The following is a 16,931-nucleotide window of genomic DNA, read 5'->3' on the forward strand; positions in this document are numbered from 1 at the left end:
TATGAACGTGAAGCAGGTGGCGGAATACCTCGATCTCAACGAGAAGAAGGTCTACCAGCTCGCCAACGAGGCGCGCATCCCCGCCACCAAGGCGACCGGAAAGTGGCTGTTTCCCCGCTCCCTGCTCGATCGCTGGCTGCTCGGCAGCTGCCACGAGGGGGTGATGAACGACCGGCTGCTGCTGGCGGGCTCGGACGACGTGCTGCTCCACTACGCCAGCAGCCGCTTGGCCCGGCAGCTCGGCACCCAGGCACTGGTGGGCTACACCCCGTGCGGCACCCGTCAGGGGCTGGCGATGCTGGCGCGCGGCCATGTGGATCTCTGCGCCATTCACTGGGGGCAGGCCGAGGAGGCGCACCTGCGCCACCCGGCACTGGTGCAGCAGTATCAGGGCCACCGGCAATGGGTGATCGTTCATGGATTCAGGCGGGTGCAGGGGCTGGTGCTGCGGCAAGGGCTGCAACCCAAGGAGGCGAAAGAGGCGCTCGACTGGCGCTGGGCCATGCGTCAGGAGGGGGCTGGCAGCCAGCGCGCCCTGCAGGAGTGGCTGCAAACCCAGGGGGAGTCGCTGACCCGGCTGGAGCGCCCCCTCGAGGTCAATAGCGAGCGGGAGCTGGCTGCCGCCATCAGCCGCGGCGATGCGGATGTCGGGCCCGGCGCCCAGAGCACCGCCACCGAGTTTGGCCTCGGCTTTATGCCGCTGTCGCAGGAGTGCTTCGATCTGGTGATGCCGCAGGGGGTCTTCTTTCGCACCCTGCTACAGCAGCTGATCGGCTGGCTGCAATCCCCCGAGGGGCGCGAGCTGGCGGCACGCCTCGGCGGCTATGACCTGACCCAGAGCGGCAAGCTGGTGTGGAGCCCGCAGTAAATAACCACTCACCCACCGACAAAACAGCCCGTCAACCATGTTGACGGGCTGTTTTTGTCACGGGCCTTTTTATAACAGCATCAATCGCTTGTCTCACGCCCTTCGGCATTGAGGGCGATGCGCCACCCTTCCAGTTTCGCAGGCTCGCTGCCGCTGGGCAGCAGGGCGTGGCTGCGCAGCCGCACAGTAAAGCAGCTCCCCTGCCCCGGGGTGGAGTCCACCAACAGCTCCCCACCCCAGCGACTGATAATGCGGTGGCTCAGGGCCAGCCCCAGACCGGTGCCGGTGGCGCGAGTGGTGAAGAAGGGGTCGAAGATCTTGTCGATAATGGCCGCCTCGATGCCGCTGCCGTTGTCGATGACCCGCACCTCGGCCCCGCGCAGCTGACCCAGTTCATCGACCCAGTCGCGGCTCTCGACCCGGATCTCCCCCTGCTCCCCCAGCGCGTGGCTGGCGTTGACCAAGAGGTTGATCAGCACCTGCAACAACTGCTGACGATCCGCCTCGATGGGCTGCTGGGCCCTGAGATCGGCCACCAGCTCCACCTGCTGCTGACGCAGGGCGGAGCGCACCAGGGTCAGGCTCTCCTCGATGATGGGATTGAGGTGCTGCCACACCGGTGCGGTCTCGTAATCGCCGGGGCGCGAATATTGCAGCAAGCTGCGGGTGATGGCACGAATGCGCTCGATCTGGGCCAGCACCAGTGCCAGCTCCTCGCTGACCGGCTCGGCCGCCTCCCCCAGCTCCAGCTTCATCAGCTCCACATTGCCGAGGATCACCGCTAGCGGGTTGTTGATCTCGTGGGCCACCCCGGCGGAAAGCTCGCCAAGGGCCGCCAGCTTCTCGCTGATGAGCAGCTGCTGGCGCGCCTCGGTCAGCATATGGATATGATCTTCCAGCTCCGCGGTCTTGAGCTCGAGACTTTGGGTGCGTTCGGCCACCTTCTGCTCCAGCTCGTCGGCGCTGCGGGCCATCTGCTGCTGATGCGCTTCTTGCCGGTCCAGCATGGCGTCAAACTGGCGGCCGAGCTGGGCCAGCTCGTGGTCGGGGTCTAGGGCCAGCGGACCGATTCGAGCGGACTCCCCGGCCTGCACCTGCCGCACCACCTTGTGCATCCGCTCGATGGGGGAGAAGAGATCCCGCGCGCCGCGATAGACCAGCAGGCCGGAGAGCAGCAACAGCAGCACTACGCCGGAACCCAGCTCCACCAGATTGGTGAGGTAGGTGCGGATAATGGGCCACTCGAGAAAGCCCACATAGAGCATGCCGATCCGCTCGCCCCTGGCTCCCAGCAGCGGCTCGTAGCCAGAGACATACCAGGCATCGTGGACGAAGGCGCGGTCAACCCACATCTCCCCCCGCCCCAGCACCTGCTCGCGTACTGGCGGCGAGACCCGGGTACCCACCGCCCGACCCACCTGACGGCTACTGCTGACCGGTACGTTGGTGCTCACCCGCAGATCGTCGAGAAACAGGGTGACGGTGCCGACGCTGCCATCCGGCAGGGTATTTTTGGCAAACACCTGACCCTTGAGCTCATCCACCAGCCGAGTGCTGCCGTTGACAAGCTCGCCCCCCTCCAGCACCGCCCAAAGGGAGCCGTCGCGGCCCATCACAGGGGTTAGTGATAGGCTTATCAGTCCCCTATCCTCCACCATCCTGGTGCCATCCCGCTGCCACAGCACGGCCCGTTTGGCCAGTTGCGGGGAGAGGGCGAGCATCTCCTGCTGCGACCAGACCACGAAGTGGCTGACGCTGCGACCGGCCGTGAGGGCGGCGCGCTCCTGCGCCGTCAGCTGATCCAGCTCGGGGCCACGGCGCAAGCGCAGAAAATCGAGACCATAGTTGGCCGCCAGCGGCATCACCCAGTCATGCAGCTGATCCGGCGATTCCCGCAGCCGCAGCTGAAAGGCCCAGGCATCGCGCAAATGCTCCAGATGCTCGGTCTGACGCTGCTGCTGCACCGTGATGGCGTGGTGGGCCACCCCGAGATCGCTGCGCACCGTGGTGAGCAGGTTCTGCCAGCTGTAGGTGAGGGTCCAGTAGAGGGTGAGCGCGATCATGCCCACCAGGGTGAGCATGATGGGTACCGAGGTGAGCAGCAGCAGGCGCCAGCGCACCTTGGTGCGGACGCAACGGGGCAACAGGGCGCGCATGCAGCGGGAGAGCAGGGTCAGTTTCATCGCCACCCCATCCAGTCAGCCTTCCTCATTCGATGGCCCACTCCTTGAATTTGCGATCCAGCGTCTTGCGCGCCACCCCGAGCACCCGGGAGGCGGCCGACTTGTTGCCATCATGGCTCGCCACTACTTGCAGGATGTGGGCTTTTTCCACCTCCGCCAGCGGCCACGCCAGCGGATAGCCCTCCTCGCTCGCCCCCTGTTCGGCAAGCTTGCTGCTCTGCCAGTAATCCGCCGGAGGTTTGCCCAGCAGCAGGCAGCGCTCGATAAGGTTGCGCAGCTCCCGCACGTTGCCGGGCCAGGGGTAAGCCTGCATCGCCACCACATCCTCGTGGGTCCAGCTCAAGGAACCCATTCCCATCTCGGCGGTGAGCTGGCGGGTAAAGTGGTGTACCAGCGCGGGGATGTCGTCGATCCGCTCCCGCAGCGGGGCAACCGGCAGCGCCACCACGTTGAGGCGATAGAAGAGATCTTCGCGAAAGCGGCCCGCCTCCACCTCGGCCTTGAGGTTGCGGTTGGTGGCGGCGACGATGCGCACATCCACCGCCAATTCGCGCTCGGCCCCCACCGGGCGGATGGCCTTCTGCTCCAGTGCCCGCAGCAGGGAGGCCTGCATGGCGAGCGGCATCTCGCCGATCTCGTCCAGAAACAGGGTGCCCTGGTGGGCGACCCGGAACAGGCCGTCGCGCCCCTTGCGGGCGCCGGTAAAGGCCCCCTGCACGTGGCCAAACAGCTCGCTTTCCAGCAGCTCCGGCGCGATGGAGGCACAGTTGAGGGGCACAAAGGCCCCCATACGGCCGGAGAGTTGATGCAGGGCGCGAGCCACCAACTCCTTACCTGTGCCGGACTCCCCCTCCACCAGCACGGCGGCATTGGAGGGGGCCACTCTGGCGATGAGCGTCTTGAGTTCGCGGGTCTTGGCACTGTCGCCGATCAGGGTGGGCGGGAACAGCTTGCTCACCTCCCGGCGCAGCAGCAGATTCTCCCGCTCCATCTGGCGGCGCTCGATGACTCTGTCCACCGCCTGCACCATCTGATCGAGGTTGAAGGGCTTGAGGATAAAGTCGCTGGCGCCGAGGCGCAGCGCCTTGAGGGCGGTCTCCATATCGCCAAAACCGGTCATGAAGATGATGTCGCTGCGGCGAGTGGCCGGGTCTATGGCCTCGTGCCACTCGATGCCGGAGCGCCCCGGCAGCCGGATGTCGGCGATGATAAGGTCAAAGTGAAGGCGGCAGCGCAGGGCTTCCGCCTCCTCCACGCTGGCGGCAGTCTCAATCTGGGCGAAGCGCTTGGCCAGCGCCTTGGCCAGAAAGCTGCGCATGCCGGGCTCATCGTCAACGATAAGCAGGGAGAGGGCAGACCAGCGGCTGGGAGGGAGTGTCATGGAAAAAAGTACCTCGGATGCACGTACGGTCGATGAATGTCCCGATAACCGGAACCTTAGTGGGACATTTTGTCCTTACCGTATCAAAAGCACCAACACCAATTATTAAAAGCGATAACAAGCTCACCTAATTGATTTTAATAAGCTTCTGTTTTTAAAAGGCAAACCGTGAATGCAGCGGCAAAGGAACAGTTTGGCACCCTGCTTGCTTACTCTTGCCCTCTCCTCAGCCACCCTGAAAAAGTTGCATCACGATGACGATAAAAACCAGCCTCAAACGTTTTGCCCTCTCCCTCGCCACCAGCCTGCTGATCGCCGGTGCGGCCCACGCCGAAGCGGATACTAATGCCACAAAAGCGCCGATCCGCCTCGCCACCACCACCAGCACCGAGCAGTCCGGTCTGCTGGGCTGGCTGCTGCCCCAGTTCACCAAGGAGACCGGTTATCCGGTGCAGGTAATGGCGGCCGGTACTGGCCAGAGCCTGAAGATGGGCGAAAACGGCGACGCAGATCTGGTGATGACCCACGCCCCCTCTGCCGAGAAGAAGTTCGTCGATGCGGGCTTTGGCATCGAGCCGGTGCACCTGATGTACAACGACTTCGTCATCGTCGGCCCGGCAAAAGATCCGGCGGGTCTGGCCAAGCTGCACGACGCGGCCAAGGGGCTGCAAGCCATCAAGGAGCAGGGCCAGACCTTTATCTCCCGCGGTGACGAGTCCGGCACCCACATCAAGGAGAAGACCCTGTGGCAAGCCGCAGACGTCAAACCCGAGTTTGCCGGTTACAAATCCATCGGCCAGGGGATGGGCCCGACCCTGACCATGGCCTCCGAGCTTGGTGCCTACACCCTGACCGACCGCGGCACCTGGCTCGCCTACCAGAGCAAGCTGGATCTCGCCGTACTGCTGGAGGGTGACAAGCGCCTGTTCAACCCCTATCAGGTGATCCTGGTCAACCCCAAGCGCTACCCGGATCTCAACATCGAAGGGGCCCGCACCCTGAAGAACTGGCTGATCTCCGAGCATGGCCAGAAGTTGATCGGCGACTTCAAGGTGGCGGGTCAGGCGCTGTTCGTGGCCGACGCCAACACCCAGTAATGCCCGCACCGACCGACATGGCGGCGCAGCTGGCCCTCCCCCGGTTCGCTGAGGGAGGCGCCTGATGACGCTGCTCGACACGACCCTGGCGGCCCTCGCCCTGCTGTTCAGTGGTGACACCGAACTGTGGCAGGTGGTGGGGGTCTCCTTCTCCGTCTCCGGCATCGCCCTGCTGCTGGTGCTACTGCCGGCGCTGCTGCTGGGTTTTGCCCTGGCCTACCTGCCGCTGCCCGGCCGCTGGCTCTGGCTCTCCTGCATCAACACCCTGCAGTCTGTGCCGACCGTGGTGATCGGTCTCTTGCTCTATATGCTGCTGTCGCGAGCCGGCCCTTTTGGCGACTGGAAGCTGCTCTTTACCCAGCAGGCGATGGTGGTGGGGCAGATGCTGATCGCCTTTCCGGTGATCGCCACCATGGCTCACGCCGCCTTTGTCCAGAGTGACCGCCGTGCCTGGGAGACCGCCCTGACCCTGGGGGTCTCCTGGCCCAAGGCGCTGCTCGGGTTGATGCACGAGTGCCGCTTTGGCCTGCTGGCGGCGGTGATCGGCGCCTTCAGCCGCATCGTCACCGAGGTGGGTTGCTCCATGATGGTGGGGGGCAACATCCTGCACTTTACCCGCAATATCCCCACCGCCATCGCGCTGGAGACCCAGAAAGGGGCCTTCACTCAAGGGGTGGCCCTCGGCATTGTGCTGCTCACCCTCGCCTTGCTGCTCAACCTGCTGCTCACCGCCTGTCGCGGCCAGAGCTATCTGAAGAATTGATTATGCCCGCAACCCACAGGAGTACCCCATGGCTCTGACCGCCCACCAGCTGACGATGCGCTTTGGCGATCGTCAGCTGTTCGAGATTGAGCGCCTCTCCATCGCGGCGGGGGACACCATCTGGCTGCACGGGGCCAACGGGGTGGGCAAGACCACCTTGCTCAAGATCCTGGCGGGGCTGCTGACCCCCACCCGCGGCTACACCAACCTGCCGGGACGCTGGCAACGGCGGCTCAACCGCCTGCTCAAACGGGATCTGGGGCCAGGCCGGGTCACCTATCTGCACCAGACCCCCTATCTGTTTGATCGCACGGTGCACGACAATGTCGCCTGGGCGCTGGACAAGCAGCTCGGCAGCGAGGTGCGGGTGTTCGAGGCGCTGCGCCGGGTCGAGCTGGAGGGGCTGGCACGGGAGCACATCAGCATTCTCTCGGGTGGCGAACGGCAACGGCTGGCCATGGCCCGTGCTTGGGCGCTGCAACCTGCCTTTCTGCTGATGGATGAGCCTACCGCCAATCTGGATGCACATTCGGTTGCCCTGATGGCCGCATTGGCGCAAGATCTGCGGGAACATGGCAGCGGCCTGGTGGTGATCAGTCACCAGCACAACGCCCTGACCGACCTGTGCGAACGGCAATGGACCCTCGCCCGTGGCCAGCTGCAAGAGACGACCCCTTTAAAAATCATCGAGCGACATGACTTCAAGAAGCAAATCCCCCTCTAGCCCTTTTCCCGTGTCGGCAGTGATCCTCGCCGGCGGCCGCGCCACCCGGATGGGGGGCGAAGACAAGGGATGGGTGGAGCTGGCAGGACGCCCGCTGATCATTCACGTACTGGAGCGGCTGCGCCCCCAGGTGGACGAGATCCTCATCAATGCCAATCGCAGCCACGACCGCTATCAGGCGCTGGCTCCCGTCATCAGCGATGACAATCGCGACTACCTCGGCCCGCTGGCGGGCATGCAGGCTGGCCTTGCCGCCGCCCGCCACGACTGGGTGCTGTTCGTCCCCTGTGATGGCCCAGCCCTGCCGCTGGATCTGATGAGCCGCTTTCGCGCCGCCCTGACCCCGGATACCGAGCTGGTAGTTGCCCACGATGGCGACTGGCTGCAACCCGTGGTGGCTCTGCTGCACACATCCCTGCTCCCCTCCCTCATCGCCGCACTGGCCGAGGGGGAGCGCAAAATCGATATCTGGTTTGCCCGCCACAACATGGCGGTGGTGAGCTTTGCCGATCAGCCGGATGCCTTCATCAATCTCAACAGCCCGGACGAGCTGGCCGCCTACGAGGCGCGTCTGCTCGCCCCGGCTATCGACCCCCAACAAGGAGTCACCTCATGACCCCGGCCCCCACCCTTCCCCTGCTCGGCTTTGCCGCCTGGAGCGGTACCGGCAAGACCACCCTGCTCGAGCAGCTCATCCCGCTGCTGACAGGGCGCGGCCTGCGCATCGGGGTACTCAAGCACGCCCATCACGACTTTGATATCGACCAGCCGGGCAAGGACAGCTACCGCCTGCGCAAGGCGGGCGCCCAGCAGATGATGGTGGCCTCCCGTCGTCGTCATGCTCGCATTACTGAAACAACGCACGGCGAAACGGAACTGGCCGAAGCCGATTTTCGCCAGCTGCTGGCAAGCTTCGATCAGACAGAGCTCGACCTGCTCTTGGTCGAGGGGTTCAAGCACGAACACTTCCCGAAAATCGAGCTGCACCGCGCCGAGATTGGCAAGCCGCTGCTCTTCCCCGAAGACAGCGACATCATCGCGCTGGCCAGCGATCAGCCCCAACAGAGTGGCGAACAACAGCAGACAAGCCTGCCCCGACTCGATATCAACGATCTGGCGGCTATCGCCGACTTCGTCTGCCGCTGGCTTGACGGCTGCCAAAGCAAGGAGCCGGAGGCGGGCAAGGGCTTTCTCTCGGTCGAGGCGGCCCGCAACGCCATTCTGGCGGCCCTCACCCCGAGCACGGCCTGCAGCGACAAACCGCTGGCCCAGTGCCACGGCGCTGTGCTGGCCGCCGATCTGATAAGCCCCATCAATGTGCCTCCCCACGCCAACTCGGCGATGGACGGCATTGGCCTTCGTAGCGACGATCTCGCCACCGGTCGCTGGCAGCTGGTGGGGGAAGTGCTGGCGGGCCAGCAGCGCCACGAGCCTGTGCTGGCCGGTCAGGCGGTGCAGATAATGACCGGCGCCCCGCTGCCCCCCGGGGTAGATACTGTGGTGATGCGGGAAGAGACACATATTGAAGGTGAGTGGGTCACCGTCACCGCCCCGATCCGGGCTGGGCAGAATGTGCGCCTCGCCGGCGAAGATCTCGCCAAAGGTGCGGTCGCCATCCCGGCCGGAACCTGGCTTGGCGCCCCCCAGCTGGGGCTGGCGGCATCACTCGGTCAAGCTAGTCTCACAGTGCGCACCCCGCTGAAAGTGGCGCTGTTCAGTACCGGCGACGAGGTGCAGGCACCGGGCGAGCAGCTCGCCCCCGGCCACATCTTCGACAGCAACCGCTTCACCCTGATGGCCCTTATCCGTGCCGCCGGTTGCGAGGTGATGGACCTTGGCATCATTCCCGATGACAAAACCATTCTGCGCCAGCAGCTGGAGCAGGCCGCCGCCAGCGCCGATCTGGTGCTGAGCTCGGGTGGGGTCTCGGTAGGCAACGCCGACTTTATCAAGCTGGTGCTGGCAGAGCTCGGCCAGATCGATTTCTGGCGCATCCAGATGCGGCCGGGCCGCCCGCTCGCCTTTGGCAAGCTGGGGCAGACCCCCTTCTTCGGCCTGCCGGGCAATCCGGTTGCGGCGATGATCTGCGTACTGCAGTTTGTCGAGCCCGCTATCGCCCGCTTGCAAGGCAAGCGGTGGCAGCCGCTGCGCCTCTCGGCACTGGCGGACGAGAAGATGAAGAGCCGACCGGGGCGCACCGAGTTTCTGCGCGGCATCTTTCATCAGGACCGTAACGGCCAGCTGCGGGTGCGCACCACAGGGCCACAGGGCTCCGGCATTCTGAGCTCCATGGCCGATGCCAACTGCCTGATTGAAATCGTACCGGATCAACCCGGGATCGCCGTTGGCGAGCGGGTCTGGATCCACCCCCTGCAGGGACGACTGGCCTAAATCCCGACGGGGCGTCGGCCGGATGCACGGCGCCCCGTCCCCCACCTGACAGGAGGCAGACTGTGCGTCTTGATGCCCCCCTCTCCCGACTCGATCTGCTGGTCTATGGCCGCTACCGGATCGTCCATGGCCTGCGCATTGCGCTCGCCTTTATGCTCACTTTTCTGCTGACCCGCGAGCTGAAACTGCCGGAGAGCACCTGGCCGCTGATAACCTTGGTGGTGGTGATGGGTCCCATCTCGTTTTGGGGCAATGTGCTCTCCCGCGCCCTGCAGCGGGTGGTGGGCACCATCTTCGGCGCCAGTTGCGGGGTCGTGGCGCTTTATCTCGAGATCTACTCGCTACCGCTTACCCTGATCTGGTGCGGCTGCATCATGTTCCTCTGCGGCTATCTGGCACTCGGCAAGCGCCCCTATGTGGGGCTGCTGATCGGCATCACGCTGGGGGTCACCATGGGGGCCATGCCGGGGGATATAGAGACGGCGCTATGGCGCAGCGGCGACGTGATACTGGGCTCCCTGCTGGCGCTGCTCTTTTGCAGCATTTATCCCCAGCGGGCCTACAGCCACTGGCGCCTGCAGTTGCACCAGATCCTGCAGCAGTCGGGGCGGCTCTATCACACCCACCTCTCCCCCAATGTGCTGGAGCGCCCGCGCCTCAAGCACAATCTCTCCCAGTTGCTGGCACAGACCGGCAAACTGCGGGCCCTGCTGGCCCCTGCGGCCAAGGAGACACGCCACAGCGTCGCCCTGTTTGATGCGGTGCAGGTCACCATGCGCAACACCCTCTGTACTCTGGAGATGCTGGCCAACACCTACTGGAACGATCGGGAGAGCCACTTCCTGATGCAGAGCACGGCTGCGCTGCAAGCCTGCCATCTGGCCACCGAGGAGGCGATCAACCAGCTTGCCCTGATGATGCAAACCGGTGACGGTCGCGGGGCCGATGCCGCCATCGCCCGCCTGCACGAGGTGGCGACCCAGGTATCGCTGCCGCCCAACGCAGAGGCAGCCATCAATGGCTACCTCTGGCTCAACGTCCAGCTGACCGAACAGCTCACCCACCTGCGCCGCCTGCTGGGACTGATCCTCACCCCGCCCCATCGCAAGCAGCCGGACTAGACCCAATGCAAAACGCCCCGCAGTTGCGGGGCGTTTTGCTGTCTGACTGGCCGTTTGGGCCATGAAGGCAGCAAATCTTAACTGGCATTGGCCAGCGGCTGCTCGGTGGTGAGGTAGAGGGAGAAATCCTGAATACCCGCCTGCAGGGCGGCAAAACAGTCGGGGTCTATAGCGGTGCCCAGATTCTCCGCCATCATCTCCAGCGCCTGCGGCACAGGGATGGCGCCGCGATAGGGGCGCTTGGCGGTGATGGCATCGAAGATGTCGGCTGTGGTAATGATGCGCGTCTCAAGGGTAATCTCGTCCCCCTTCAGTCCCTTGGGGTAGCCCTTGCCATCGAGCCGCTCATGGTGGGCTCCCGCCACTTGCGCCAGCTCCTCGAAGGCACCGATACGGCTCAGGATCTCCTCGGTGTAGGCGGCATGCATCTGCACCGCCGCCCACTCCTGCGCATCGAGCTTGCCCGGCTTGTCGAGAATGGCGTTGCTCACCCCGAGCTTGCCCACGTCATGGAGCAGGGCGCCCCGCTTGAGCCAGCGTCGACGCGACTCGGACAACCCCATCTGGGTGGCAAGAATATCGGTATAGAGCGCCACCCTGCCGCTGTGACCGGCGGTGTAGGGACTTTTGGAGTCCACCACCTGCCCGAAGGCCGCCGCGATTTCATCCAGATAATCCTCATCCAGCGCTACCTCCCCTTGCCCGGCCGGGTGGACCAGCACCCACTCGGTCAGTCGGGGATCGGCCAGTCCTTGCCAGAACGCCTCGTCGGCCAGCGCTTCAAATTCGCGAACCAGCGCCGGATCAAACCAGCTGCCGCTGCGCTCGCGCAGCTCCTTGAACGCCGCATCCGGACCTGCGGCCGCGTGAAACACATCCACCACCTGACAGAGCAGGGCAATACGGGAGAAGAGCGGGATCGCCTCGCCTGCCAGTTGCAGGGGCCGACCTTTGCCATTCCAGTGTTCATCAAGGGAGAGGATGCCATCGGCTACCTCGTCACTGAAACGCAGCTGGCGAGCAATATCCGCCCCCCGATGACAGCGGGTCTGGATCAGTTCGTTGGCAATCTGGTCGCCGTTGCGAAAGATATGAAACAGGCTGCGAAAACGTCCCAGCAGATCCGCCTGCAAGCCGGTGTGGCCCAGCACAAAGTTGACTACCTCGGAGAGGGAGCCATCCACCAGTTTGAAATCGCGTTTGAAGTGAAGATCGTCGGTGAGATAGAGCTCGCAGATGCGGGCGGCATTGCTGCTGCACCCAAGATCTTTAAGCAGGAGCGTGTAGTAGAGATCATGGCGCCGCCGGGCGTCCAGTCCCAGCCGCTCCCCCAGACGGGAACCTATCCAGCAGCAGCGAATGCAATGTCCTCTTGGTTGCCCCTCGGTCATGTCGAGCGCATGACTGAGGGAACCAATCAACTCCGCCAATCGCAATCCATTCACCGTCATAGTCTACTCCCTTAGACATCATGGCGATTTTGCCAGCAGATTAGGTATACCCCATCTGAAGCTGGATCGATCTGGATTCAGTTGAATTTAGGCAGCAGCCTTCCCCTGATTCGCCCGCTCTTCAAGCTCTGCGCGGCTCAGGGTAGATACAAAGCGGCCATCGAAGTAGATATCCATCAACTCGCCACGCTTCTCGCCACGCATCATGCTGCGGCGACCATCCAGATAGTGCACCTCCATCTGGGCGGTATGCTCGTCCGGGTAGCTGATCTCTACCTCGCGCACCCCTTGTGGCAGCATGGCCAGCGGCACTGTCTTGAGGGCCGGATCCAGATGCTGGTTCACCTTGATCACCGGATTGGCTTTCATGTCCACCACAGCCGGAGATTTGCCGGTGATGGGGTTCTTGCCAGACCAGAACTCGATGGTATTGAAGACGAACAGGTCAGCGGTCGCGGCCAAACCGTAGACAGGGGAGAGCAGCATAAAGACCCCGGCACGAGCGTAGCGGTTATCCACCACGCTCAGGTTGCCCTTGGTGACCATGCCGGAAAGCCCCATCTGCCCCATACAGCCGCCCAGACCCATGCTCGCGACCATAACCAGCAGGGCCATTGCCCGCCCCTTCTGTTGTAATGCCATCGTGTTCTGTTCCTGCTCTGAAATAAATGAGGCGGCAAGCCTAATCAAGGGGCCAGAAGAGGACAATTCACAATGGCGGGACGATACAGGAGGGGTTCAGATTGGGGCACTGACTGCTCAAATATGAGTCAATGCCCCGGCATGGCAGGAAGTCAGGGGGTTCAGATGGCCAGATCAGAGACGGTGCTGGAGACGTTGTTCGCCTCCCGGCGGATGTCGCTCATCACCTCATTCACCTCGCCCACCTGCTGCTTGCCCAGCTCGGCGCTGCTGGCGACGTCGGACATCTCGGAGGTGACCTTGGCGGTCAGCTCCCGGTTGTTCTGTACCACCTTGGCGATCTCGTCGGTAGAGAGAGACGTACGGGCCGCCAGCTGGCGAACCTCATCAGCCACCACCGCAAAACCACGCCCCTGATCCCCCGCCCGCGCCGCCTCAATGGCTGCGTTAAGAGCCAGCAGATTGGTCTGGTCGGCGATGCTGCTGATGGTGGAGACGATCGCCTCGATACTGCGCGACTGCTCGTTGAGCTGATTGATAAGGCCGATGCTGTGAGTCAGCTGGCTGGCAATCAGGCTGGAGGTATCGACCACCGAGGAGAGCAGACCCGCGCCACGCTCGGCGCAGTTCAGGGTCTCCCGGGCCGCATCGTGGGCCAACATGGCAGCTTCCCGCACCGCATCGCTCTTGTTGATCCGCTCGGTGATGTCGCTGGCGAACTTGATCACCTTCACCACCTTGCGATGCTCATCAAGGATCGGGTTGTAGGTCGCCTCCAGCCACACCTTGCTACCGTGACTGTTCTGACGACAAAAGAGACCGGACTTGAACTGACCACGGCCCAGCTCATCCCAGAAGTGAGGCTGGTCTCGATAGAACTGATCGTCGCAGAAGATACGGTGATGCTTGCCCTGCACCTGAGCCAGGGTATAGCCCATGGTATGGAGGAAATTGCCGTTGGCAGAAATCACCTCCCCGCCGGGGGTGAACTCGATGACCGCCAGCGACCGATCCAGCGCCGTCACCACCGCCTGCTGGCTGAGCAGTTGCAGGTGGTGCTCGGTAATATCGGCCGCAATCTTGATCACCTTGGTCACCACGCCCCGCAACTTGACCGGAAAATAGGTCGCTTCCAGCCAGATCGCCTCGCCCCGTTTGTTGAAGCGCTGGAACACCCCGGTGCGGGAACGCCCCTGCTTCAGGTCCGCCCAAAACTGCTGATAGTCGCTGTTCTGGGCATAGAGCTTGTCGCAAAAGATACGGTGATGCTGGCCGATAACCTCGGGCGCACTGAAGCCCACCACGTTGAGAAAGAGATCATTGGCGGCCAGCACAGTGCCATCCGGCGTAAAGGTGATGGTCGCCACGCTGCCGTGCACTGCGTCAAAAAATCCCTGCTGTTCCAGAAGTTGATCCTGGCACTGCTGCAACTCGGCTTTCAGTTTGCTATTGAACATCGAAACGTATCCTCCAGACTGGCACCCACCATGGCCAAACCACGCAGTGGATCAATAAGATAATGGTGGCGTGCTCCATCAGCATAGTTGGCAGCTTTGCCGCGATCCCATCTGACGCCATATTTATTGCTGTAAATCAAATTCACCGACCAAACGCCACTCATGCAGAGCTGCAACCCTTATTCCACCGCCGGTTGCCACTCCAGATAGGCCGGATTGGCGACAAAGCCGATCCGCTCATAGAGAGGGCGCCCCTGCTCGCTGGCATGGAGCCACACCTTGCCCAGCTGACGCGATCTGGCGAAGGCCGTTATGGCATCGAGCAGCGCCGTGGCGATCCCCTGCTGGCGCCATTGTGGCCGCGTATACATATTGAGCAGATACCCCTCCATCCCCGCCAGATTGCCGGGATAGGGTGGCCGTTCAAACAATGCCAGCGTCCCTGCTGCCACGATCTGTTTACCGCCCTCCTGCGTATCGGCCTCAGCCAGCCAGGATAAAGCACTCTCTTCACTCATCGCCCGGGTGAAATAGTCAAGGGTGGCCTGCCACAAGGCCGGGTCTGCCTGCGGCGTCACCAGCTCACCGACCTTACAAAACAGCTCCATGCGCAGCGCCACCAGTGCGGGAATATCTGCGGTCCTTGCCTGACGAATAATCATTGGCTGCTCCTTTTCTCTCATGGGAAATTTCGCCGGACGTCATTATGACAAAGAGCGCCTTGTGGCGCTCTTTGTCATTGGGGAAATCACTGATAAATCAATGGTTGCGACGCGTCAGCCAATAATCCAGGCTCAGCACACCGCCGCCCCAGATGATCAGGGTCAGCAGCATCCAGCCCCACAGCTGGTGATCGTAAAAGCCACCCGCCCAGAGGGTCGGGTAGGAGATCACCGCCATGATATTGAAGCCAAACAGCAGCAAGGCGGCCGGGCGAGTAAAAAGCCCCGCCAGCAGGAAGAGCGGCAACAGCAGCTCGGTCGCCGTACCCAGATAAGCAGCCCACAACCAGGGCAGCAGGGGCACCTGATACTCGGATTCAAACAGATAGAGGGTGGAATCCCACGCCGTCAGCTTGAGCCAGCCTGAAGTGATAAAAACCGAGGCGACCCAAAGCCGCACCCACAACAGCACACCAGCGCTGCTCCAGCGCGGCAAATCACCACTCGAGCTGGCCAGCGCCAGCCATTTGTTTGCCATCATGGCATTACCTCCATATCCACCAGCAGACCAAGGGTTATCAGGCGAGTGAGATGTTCACTGGCCGCAGGGTCGGCCGCAAGCAGATCGACCAGCGCCGTACCAGCGAGACAACCCTGTAGCAGCGCCCACTCACCCGCCGTCAGGGGCAAAGGGGCAACCCGGCAATCCGGCTGTTTCTTCAATGCCAACCAGACGGGGGCATCAAGCACCTCCACCGCTTCACCACCGTGCAGCGCCATCTGCCACAGGGCCAGCACCGGATACTCGCTGGCAACCAGCAGCAGATCCGTGGCTGACAAGAGTCGCAGCCGCTCCCATTGTTGCGGCGATAATGCGGCCAGATGCTCGGCTGGCCAGCAGCGTGATTCCAGCGGCAGCAGACTGGCACGCTCAAGCTGCCATTCGAACTGAGCCAGCGCCTCCAGCCAGGGCAGTCCGGTTGTAGTCGGCAAGCGGGCCAACCATTGACCAAACCCGGCGCCATAGTGCATGACGCTCCCTTCCCTGAGCGGCTCGGCCAATACGAAGCCACGTGCCGCCGCTGCAAAAAAGTCCTCCCCGACCATAGCCTTGACGGCGGGATAACTGCTCGCCAGCACCTCGCCAAGGCTCAGGATGAAGTGGTTGCGATAGACCTGCAGCACAGATTCGGCAGAAAAAAGCCGGGAGCTGATGTGAGGGGCAATGGCATCAGGCGCCCCCAGCAGACCATCGGCAAAGTGCTGTTGCAGCTGTGCCAGTTCAGCCATGGGCTACCTCCCGTGGTGCACTCATGGCGCACGCCTCATCCAGAATGGCGCCGGCCTGCGCCGCCTCTGCCAGCAAGACCGGCAGCGGCGGGATCTCGAGGTCCCACTCAATCAGGGTGGGAATGGCCTGCTTGCGGCAGATCTGGCGATAGAGTTCCCAGACCGGCTCCACCACAGGGGCGCTGTGGGTATCGATATAGAGGGAGCCTTCCGGCAGCTGCTTCTCGGTATAACCGGCCAGATGGATCTCCCCGACGGTGGCGAGATCGATCGCCGCCAGATACTCATCGCAAGAGAAACCGTGATTGAAGGCACTGACATAGAGATTGTTGAGGTCGAGCAGGATGCCGCACTCGCTGCGCTGCTGCAGCTCGGCCAGAAATTCCCACTCGCTCATCTCCCCGGGCAGTTGCAGATAGGAGGAGGGATTTTCAATCAACATGCGGCAACCCAGGGTCTGTTGTACCTGCTGGATCTTGTCGCTCATGTTGCGCAGAGAGGCGCGGTTATAGGGCACCGGCAGCAGATCGTTGAAGTAACGCCCGCCAATGCTGCCCCAGCTGAGATGTTCGGAGATCCGTACCGGTTTGATCGCCGCAGCCAGTGTCGACAACTGCTGCAGATGGTGCGGATCGAGCGGATCGGCAGAACCGAGGGACATGCCAACGCCGTGAAGACTGACGGGGTAGTGTTGCGCCAGCTCGGCGAGCACCTGAAAACCCTGGCTGTGCCGTTCGAAGTAATTTTCACTGTGCACCTCCAGCCAACCGACTGCCGGCAGGGTTTGCCGGATCTCATCGTAATGGGGAGTGCGTAATCCGATACCAATCAAAGGGTTCATCGCAAGACTCGCTTTCGCCAATCAGAGAAGATGCAGGGGGCAACTCATTGGCCATCCCCT

Annotated in this window: 16 protein-coding genes; 7 read left to right on the forward strand and 9 right to left on the reverse strand. The window is 62.9% G+C overall.

Features of this window, described 5'->3' with window-relative positions; translation table 11 throughout:
- Position 1 precedes the first annotated feature (1 nt).
- Positions 2–868 carry a helix-turn-helix transcriptional regulator gene (locus tag AB5Y73_RS20900; protein WP_245147662.1) on the forward strand — a complete coding sequence of 289 codons (867 nt, stop codon included), beginning with the start codon at positions 2–4 and terminating at the stop codon, positions 866–868.
- Positions 869–948: 80 nt separating this feature from the next.
- Here the strand turns inward: AB5Y73_RS20900 and AB5Y73_RS20905 are convergent, their stop codons facing one another.
- Entirely contained in the window at positions 949–3,051 is a 2,103-nt protein-coding gene (locus AB5Y73_RS20905; protein ID WP_181497130.1) for a HAMP domain-containing sensor histidine kinase, read from the reverse strand.
- Between the two features lie 25 nt (positions 3,052–3,076).
- Positions 3,077–4,432: a sigma-54 dependent transcriptional regulator gene (locus AB5Y73_RS20910; RefSeq protein ID WP_005353777.1), complete on the reverse strand. Its 1,356-nt coding sequence runs from the start codon at positions 4,430–4,432 to the stop codon at positions 3,077–3,079.
- Positions 4,433–4,686: 254 nt separating this feature from the next.
- Here AB5Y73_RS20910 and AB5Y73_RS20915 point away from each other — a divergent pair, with 254 nt between their 5' ends.
- From AB5Y73_RS20915 to AB5Y73_RS20940, 6 genes are all read left to right on the forward strand, one after another.
- On the forward strand, positions 4,687–5,529 hold the full coding sequence (locus AB5Y73_RS20915) for a substrate-binding domain-containing protein (protein ID WP_107683649.1): 843 nt from the start codon (positions 4,687–4,689) through the stop codon (positions 5,527–5,529).
- A gap of 61 nt (positions 5,530–5,590) precedes the next feature.
- On the forward strand, positions 5,591–6,292 hold the full coding sequence (locus AB5Y73_RS20920; RefSeq protein ID WP_107683648.1) for an ABC transporter permease: 702 nt from the start codon (positions 5,591–5,593) through the stop codon (positions 6,290–6,292).
- A gap of 28 nt (positions 6,293–6,320) precedes the next feature.
- On the forward strand, positions 6,321–7,016 hold the full coding sequence (locus AB5Y73_RS20925; RefSeq protein ID WP_107683647.1) for an energy-coupling factor ABC transporter ATP-binding protein: 696 nt from the start codon (positions 6,321–6,323) through the stop codon (positions 7,014–7,016).
- On the forward strand, positions 6,988–7,632 hold the full coding sequence (gene mobA, locus AB5Y73_RS20930) for a molybdenum cofactor guanylyltransferase MobA (RefSeq protein WP_181497128.1): 645 nt from the start codon (positions 6,988–6,990) through the stop codon (positions 7,630–7,632). Before AB5Y73_RS20925 ends, mobA begins: the two co-directional genes overlap by 29 nt.
- Complete coding sequence (locus AB5Y73_RS20935) at positions 7,629–9,407, forward strand: bifunctional molybdopterin-guanine dinucleotide biosynthesis adaptor protein MobB/molybdopterin molybdotransferase MoeA (RefSeq protein ID WP_107683645.1); 1,779 nt, start codon at positions 7,629–7,631, stop codon at positions 9,405–9,407. Before mobA ends, AB5Y73_RS20935 begins: the two co-directional genes overlap by 4 nt.
- Before the next feature lie 62 nt (positions 9,408–9,469).
- Positions 9,470–10,528: an FUSC family protein gene (locus AB5Y73_RS20940; protein WP_107683644.1), complete on the forward strand. Its 1,059-nt coding sequence runs from the start codon at positions 9,470–9,472 to the stop codon at positions 10,526–10,528.
- Positions 10,529–10,605: 77 nt separating this feature from the next.
- Here AB5Y73_RS20940 and AB5Y73_RS20945 read toward each other — a convergent pair whose 3' ends face one another.
- From AB5Y73_RS20945 to AB5Y73_RS20975, 7 genes are all read right to left on the reverse strand, one after another.
- Positions 10,606–11,979 (reverse strand): HD-GYP domain-containing protein, encoded by a 1,374-nt coding sequence (locus tag AB5Y73_RS20945; protein WP_107683643.1) that lies wholly within the window; start codon positions 11,977–11,979, stop codon positions 10,606–10,608.
- Between the two features lie 87 nt (positions 11,980–12,066).
- Positions 12,067–12,621 carry a DUF3332 domain-containing protein gene (locus tag AB5Y73_RS20950; RefSeq protein ID WP_047439970.1) on the reverse strand — a complete coding sequence of 185 codons (555 nt, stop codon included), beginning with the start codon at positions 12,619–12,621 and terminating at the stop codon, positions 12,067–12,069.
- Between the two features lie 161 nt (positions 12,622–12,782).
- Positions 12,783–14,078, reverse strand: coding sequence for a PAS domain-containing methyl-accepting chemotaxis protein (locus AB5Y73_RS20955; protein ID WP_279499437.1), 1,296 nt, complete (start codon positions 14,076–14,078; stop codon positions 12,783–12,785).
- 179 nt (positions 14,079–14,257) lie between these two features.
- Entirely contained in the window at positions 14,258–14,740 is a 483-nt protein-coding gene (locus AB5Y73_RS20960) for a GNAT family N-acetyltransferase (protein ID WP_107683640.1), read from the reverse strand.
- Between the two features lie 97 nt (positions 14,741–14,837).
- Positions 14,838–15,281 carry a DoxX family protein gene (locus tag AB5Y73_RS20965; protein WP_279499436.1) on the reverse strand — a complete coding sequence of 148 codons (444 nt, stop codon included), beginning with the start codon at positions 15,279–15,281 and terminating at the stop codon, positions 14,838–14,840.
- Entirely contained in the window at positions 15,278–16,030 is a 753-nt protein-coding gene (locus tag AB5Y73_RS20970) for a DNA-binding domain-containing protein (protein WP_107683638.1), read from the reverse strand. Before AB5Y73_RS20970 ends, AB5Y73_RS20965 begins: the two co-directional genes overlap by 4 nt.
- Positions 16,023–16,871, reverse strand: a complete 849-nt coding sequence (locus tag AB5Y73_RS20975; RefSeq protein ID WP_107683637.1) for a DUF692 domain-containing protein — start codon at positions 16,869–16,871, stop codon at positions 16,023–16,025. The genes AB5Y73_RS20970 and AB5Y73_RS20975 overlap by 8 nt, the downstream gene beginning before the upstream one ends.
- Between the last annotated feature and the right edge of the window lie 60 nt (positions 16,872–16,931).

It is taken from the genome of Aeromonas sp. s7(2024) (assembly GCF_040907825.1).
Classification (GTDB): domain Bacteria; phylum Pseudomonadota; class Gammaproteobacteria; order Enterobacterales; family Aeromonadaceae; genus Aeromonas; species Aeromonas veronii.

Coding starts and splice junctions, on each gene's coding strand:
- AB5Y73_RS20900 (WP_245147662.1), top strand. CDS start 2: ATGAACGTGAAGCAGGTGGCGGAATACCTCGATCTCAACGAGAAGAAG.
- AB5Y73_RS20905 (WP_181497130.1), bottom strand. CDS start 3,051: ATGAAACTGACCCTGCTCTCCCGCTGCATGCGCGCCCTGTTGCCCCGT.
- AB5Y73_RS20910 (WP_005353777.1), bottom strand. CDS start 4,432: ATGACACTCCCTCCCAGCCGCTGGTCTGCCCTCTCCCTGCTTATCGTT.
- AB5Y73_RS20915 (WP_107683649.1), top strand. CDS start 4,687: ATGACGATAAAAACCAGCCTCAAACGTTTTGCCCTCTCCCTCGCCACC.
- AB5Y73_RS20925 (WP_107683647.1), top strand. CDS start 6,321: ATGGCTCTGACCGCCCACCAGCTGACGATGCGCTTTGGCGATCGTCAG.
- mobA (WP_181497128.1), top strand. CDS start 6,988: ATGACTTCAAGAAGCAAATCCCCCTCTAGCCCTTTTCCCGTGTCGGCA.
- AB5Y73_RS20935 (WP_107683645.1), top strand. CDS start 7,629: ATGACCCCGGCCCCCACCCTTCCCCTGCTCGGCTTTGCCGCCTGGAGC.
- AB5Y73_RS20945 (WP_107683643.1), bottom strand. CDS start 11,979: ATGACGGTGAATGGATTGCGATTGGCGGAGTTGATTGGTTCCCTCAGT.
- AB5Y73_RS20950 (WP_047439970.1), bottom strand. CDS start 12,621: ATGGCATTACAACAGAAGGGGCGGGCAATGGCCCTGCTGGTTATGGTC.
- AB5Y73_RS20955 (WP_279499437.1), bottom strand. CDS start 14,078: ATGTTCAATAGCAAACTGAAAGCCGAGTTGCAGCAGTGCCAGGATCAA.
- AB5Y73_RS20960 (WP_107683640.1), bottom strand. CDS start 14,740: ATGATTATTCGTCAGGCAAGGACCGCAGATATTCCCGCACTGGTGGCG.
- AB5Y73_RS20965 (WP_279499436.1), bottom strand. CDS start 15,281: ATGATGGCAAACAAATGGCTGGCGCTGGCCAGCTCGAGTGGTGATTTG.
- AB5Y73_RS20970 (WP_107683638.1), bottom strand. CDS start 16,030: ATGGCTGAACTGGCACAGCTGCAACAGCACTTTGCCGATGGTCTGCTG.
- AB5Y73_RS20975 (WP_107683637.1), bottom strand. CDS start 16,871: ATGAACCCTTTGATTGGTATCGGATTACGCACTCCCCATTACGATGAG.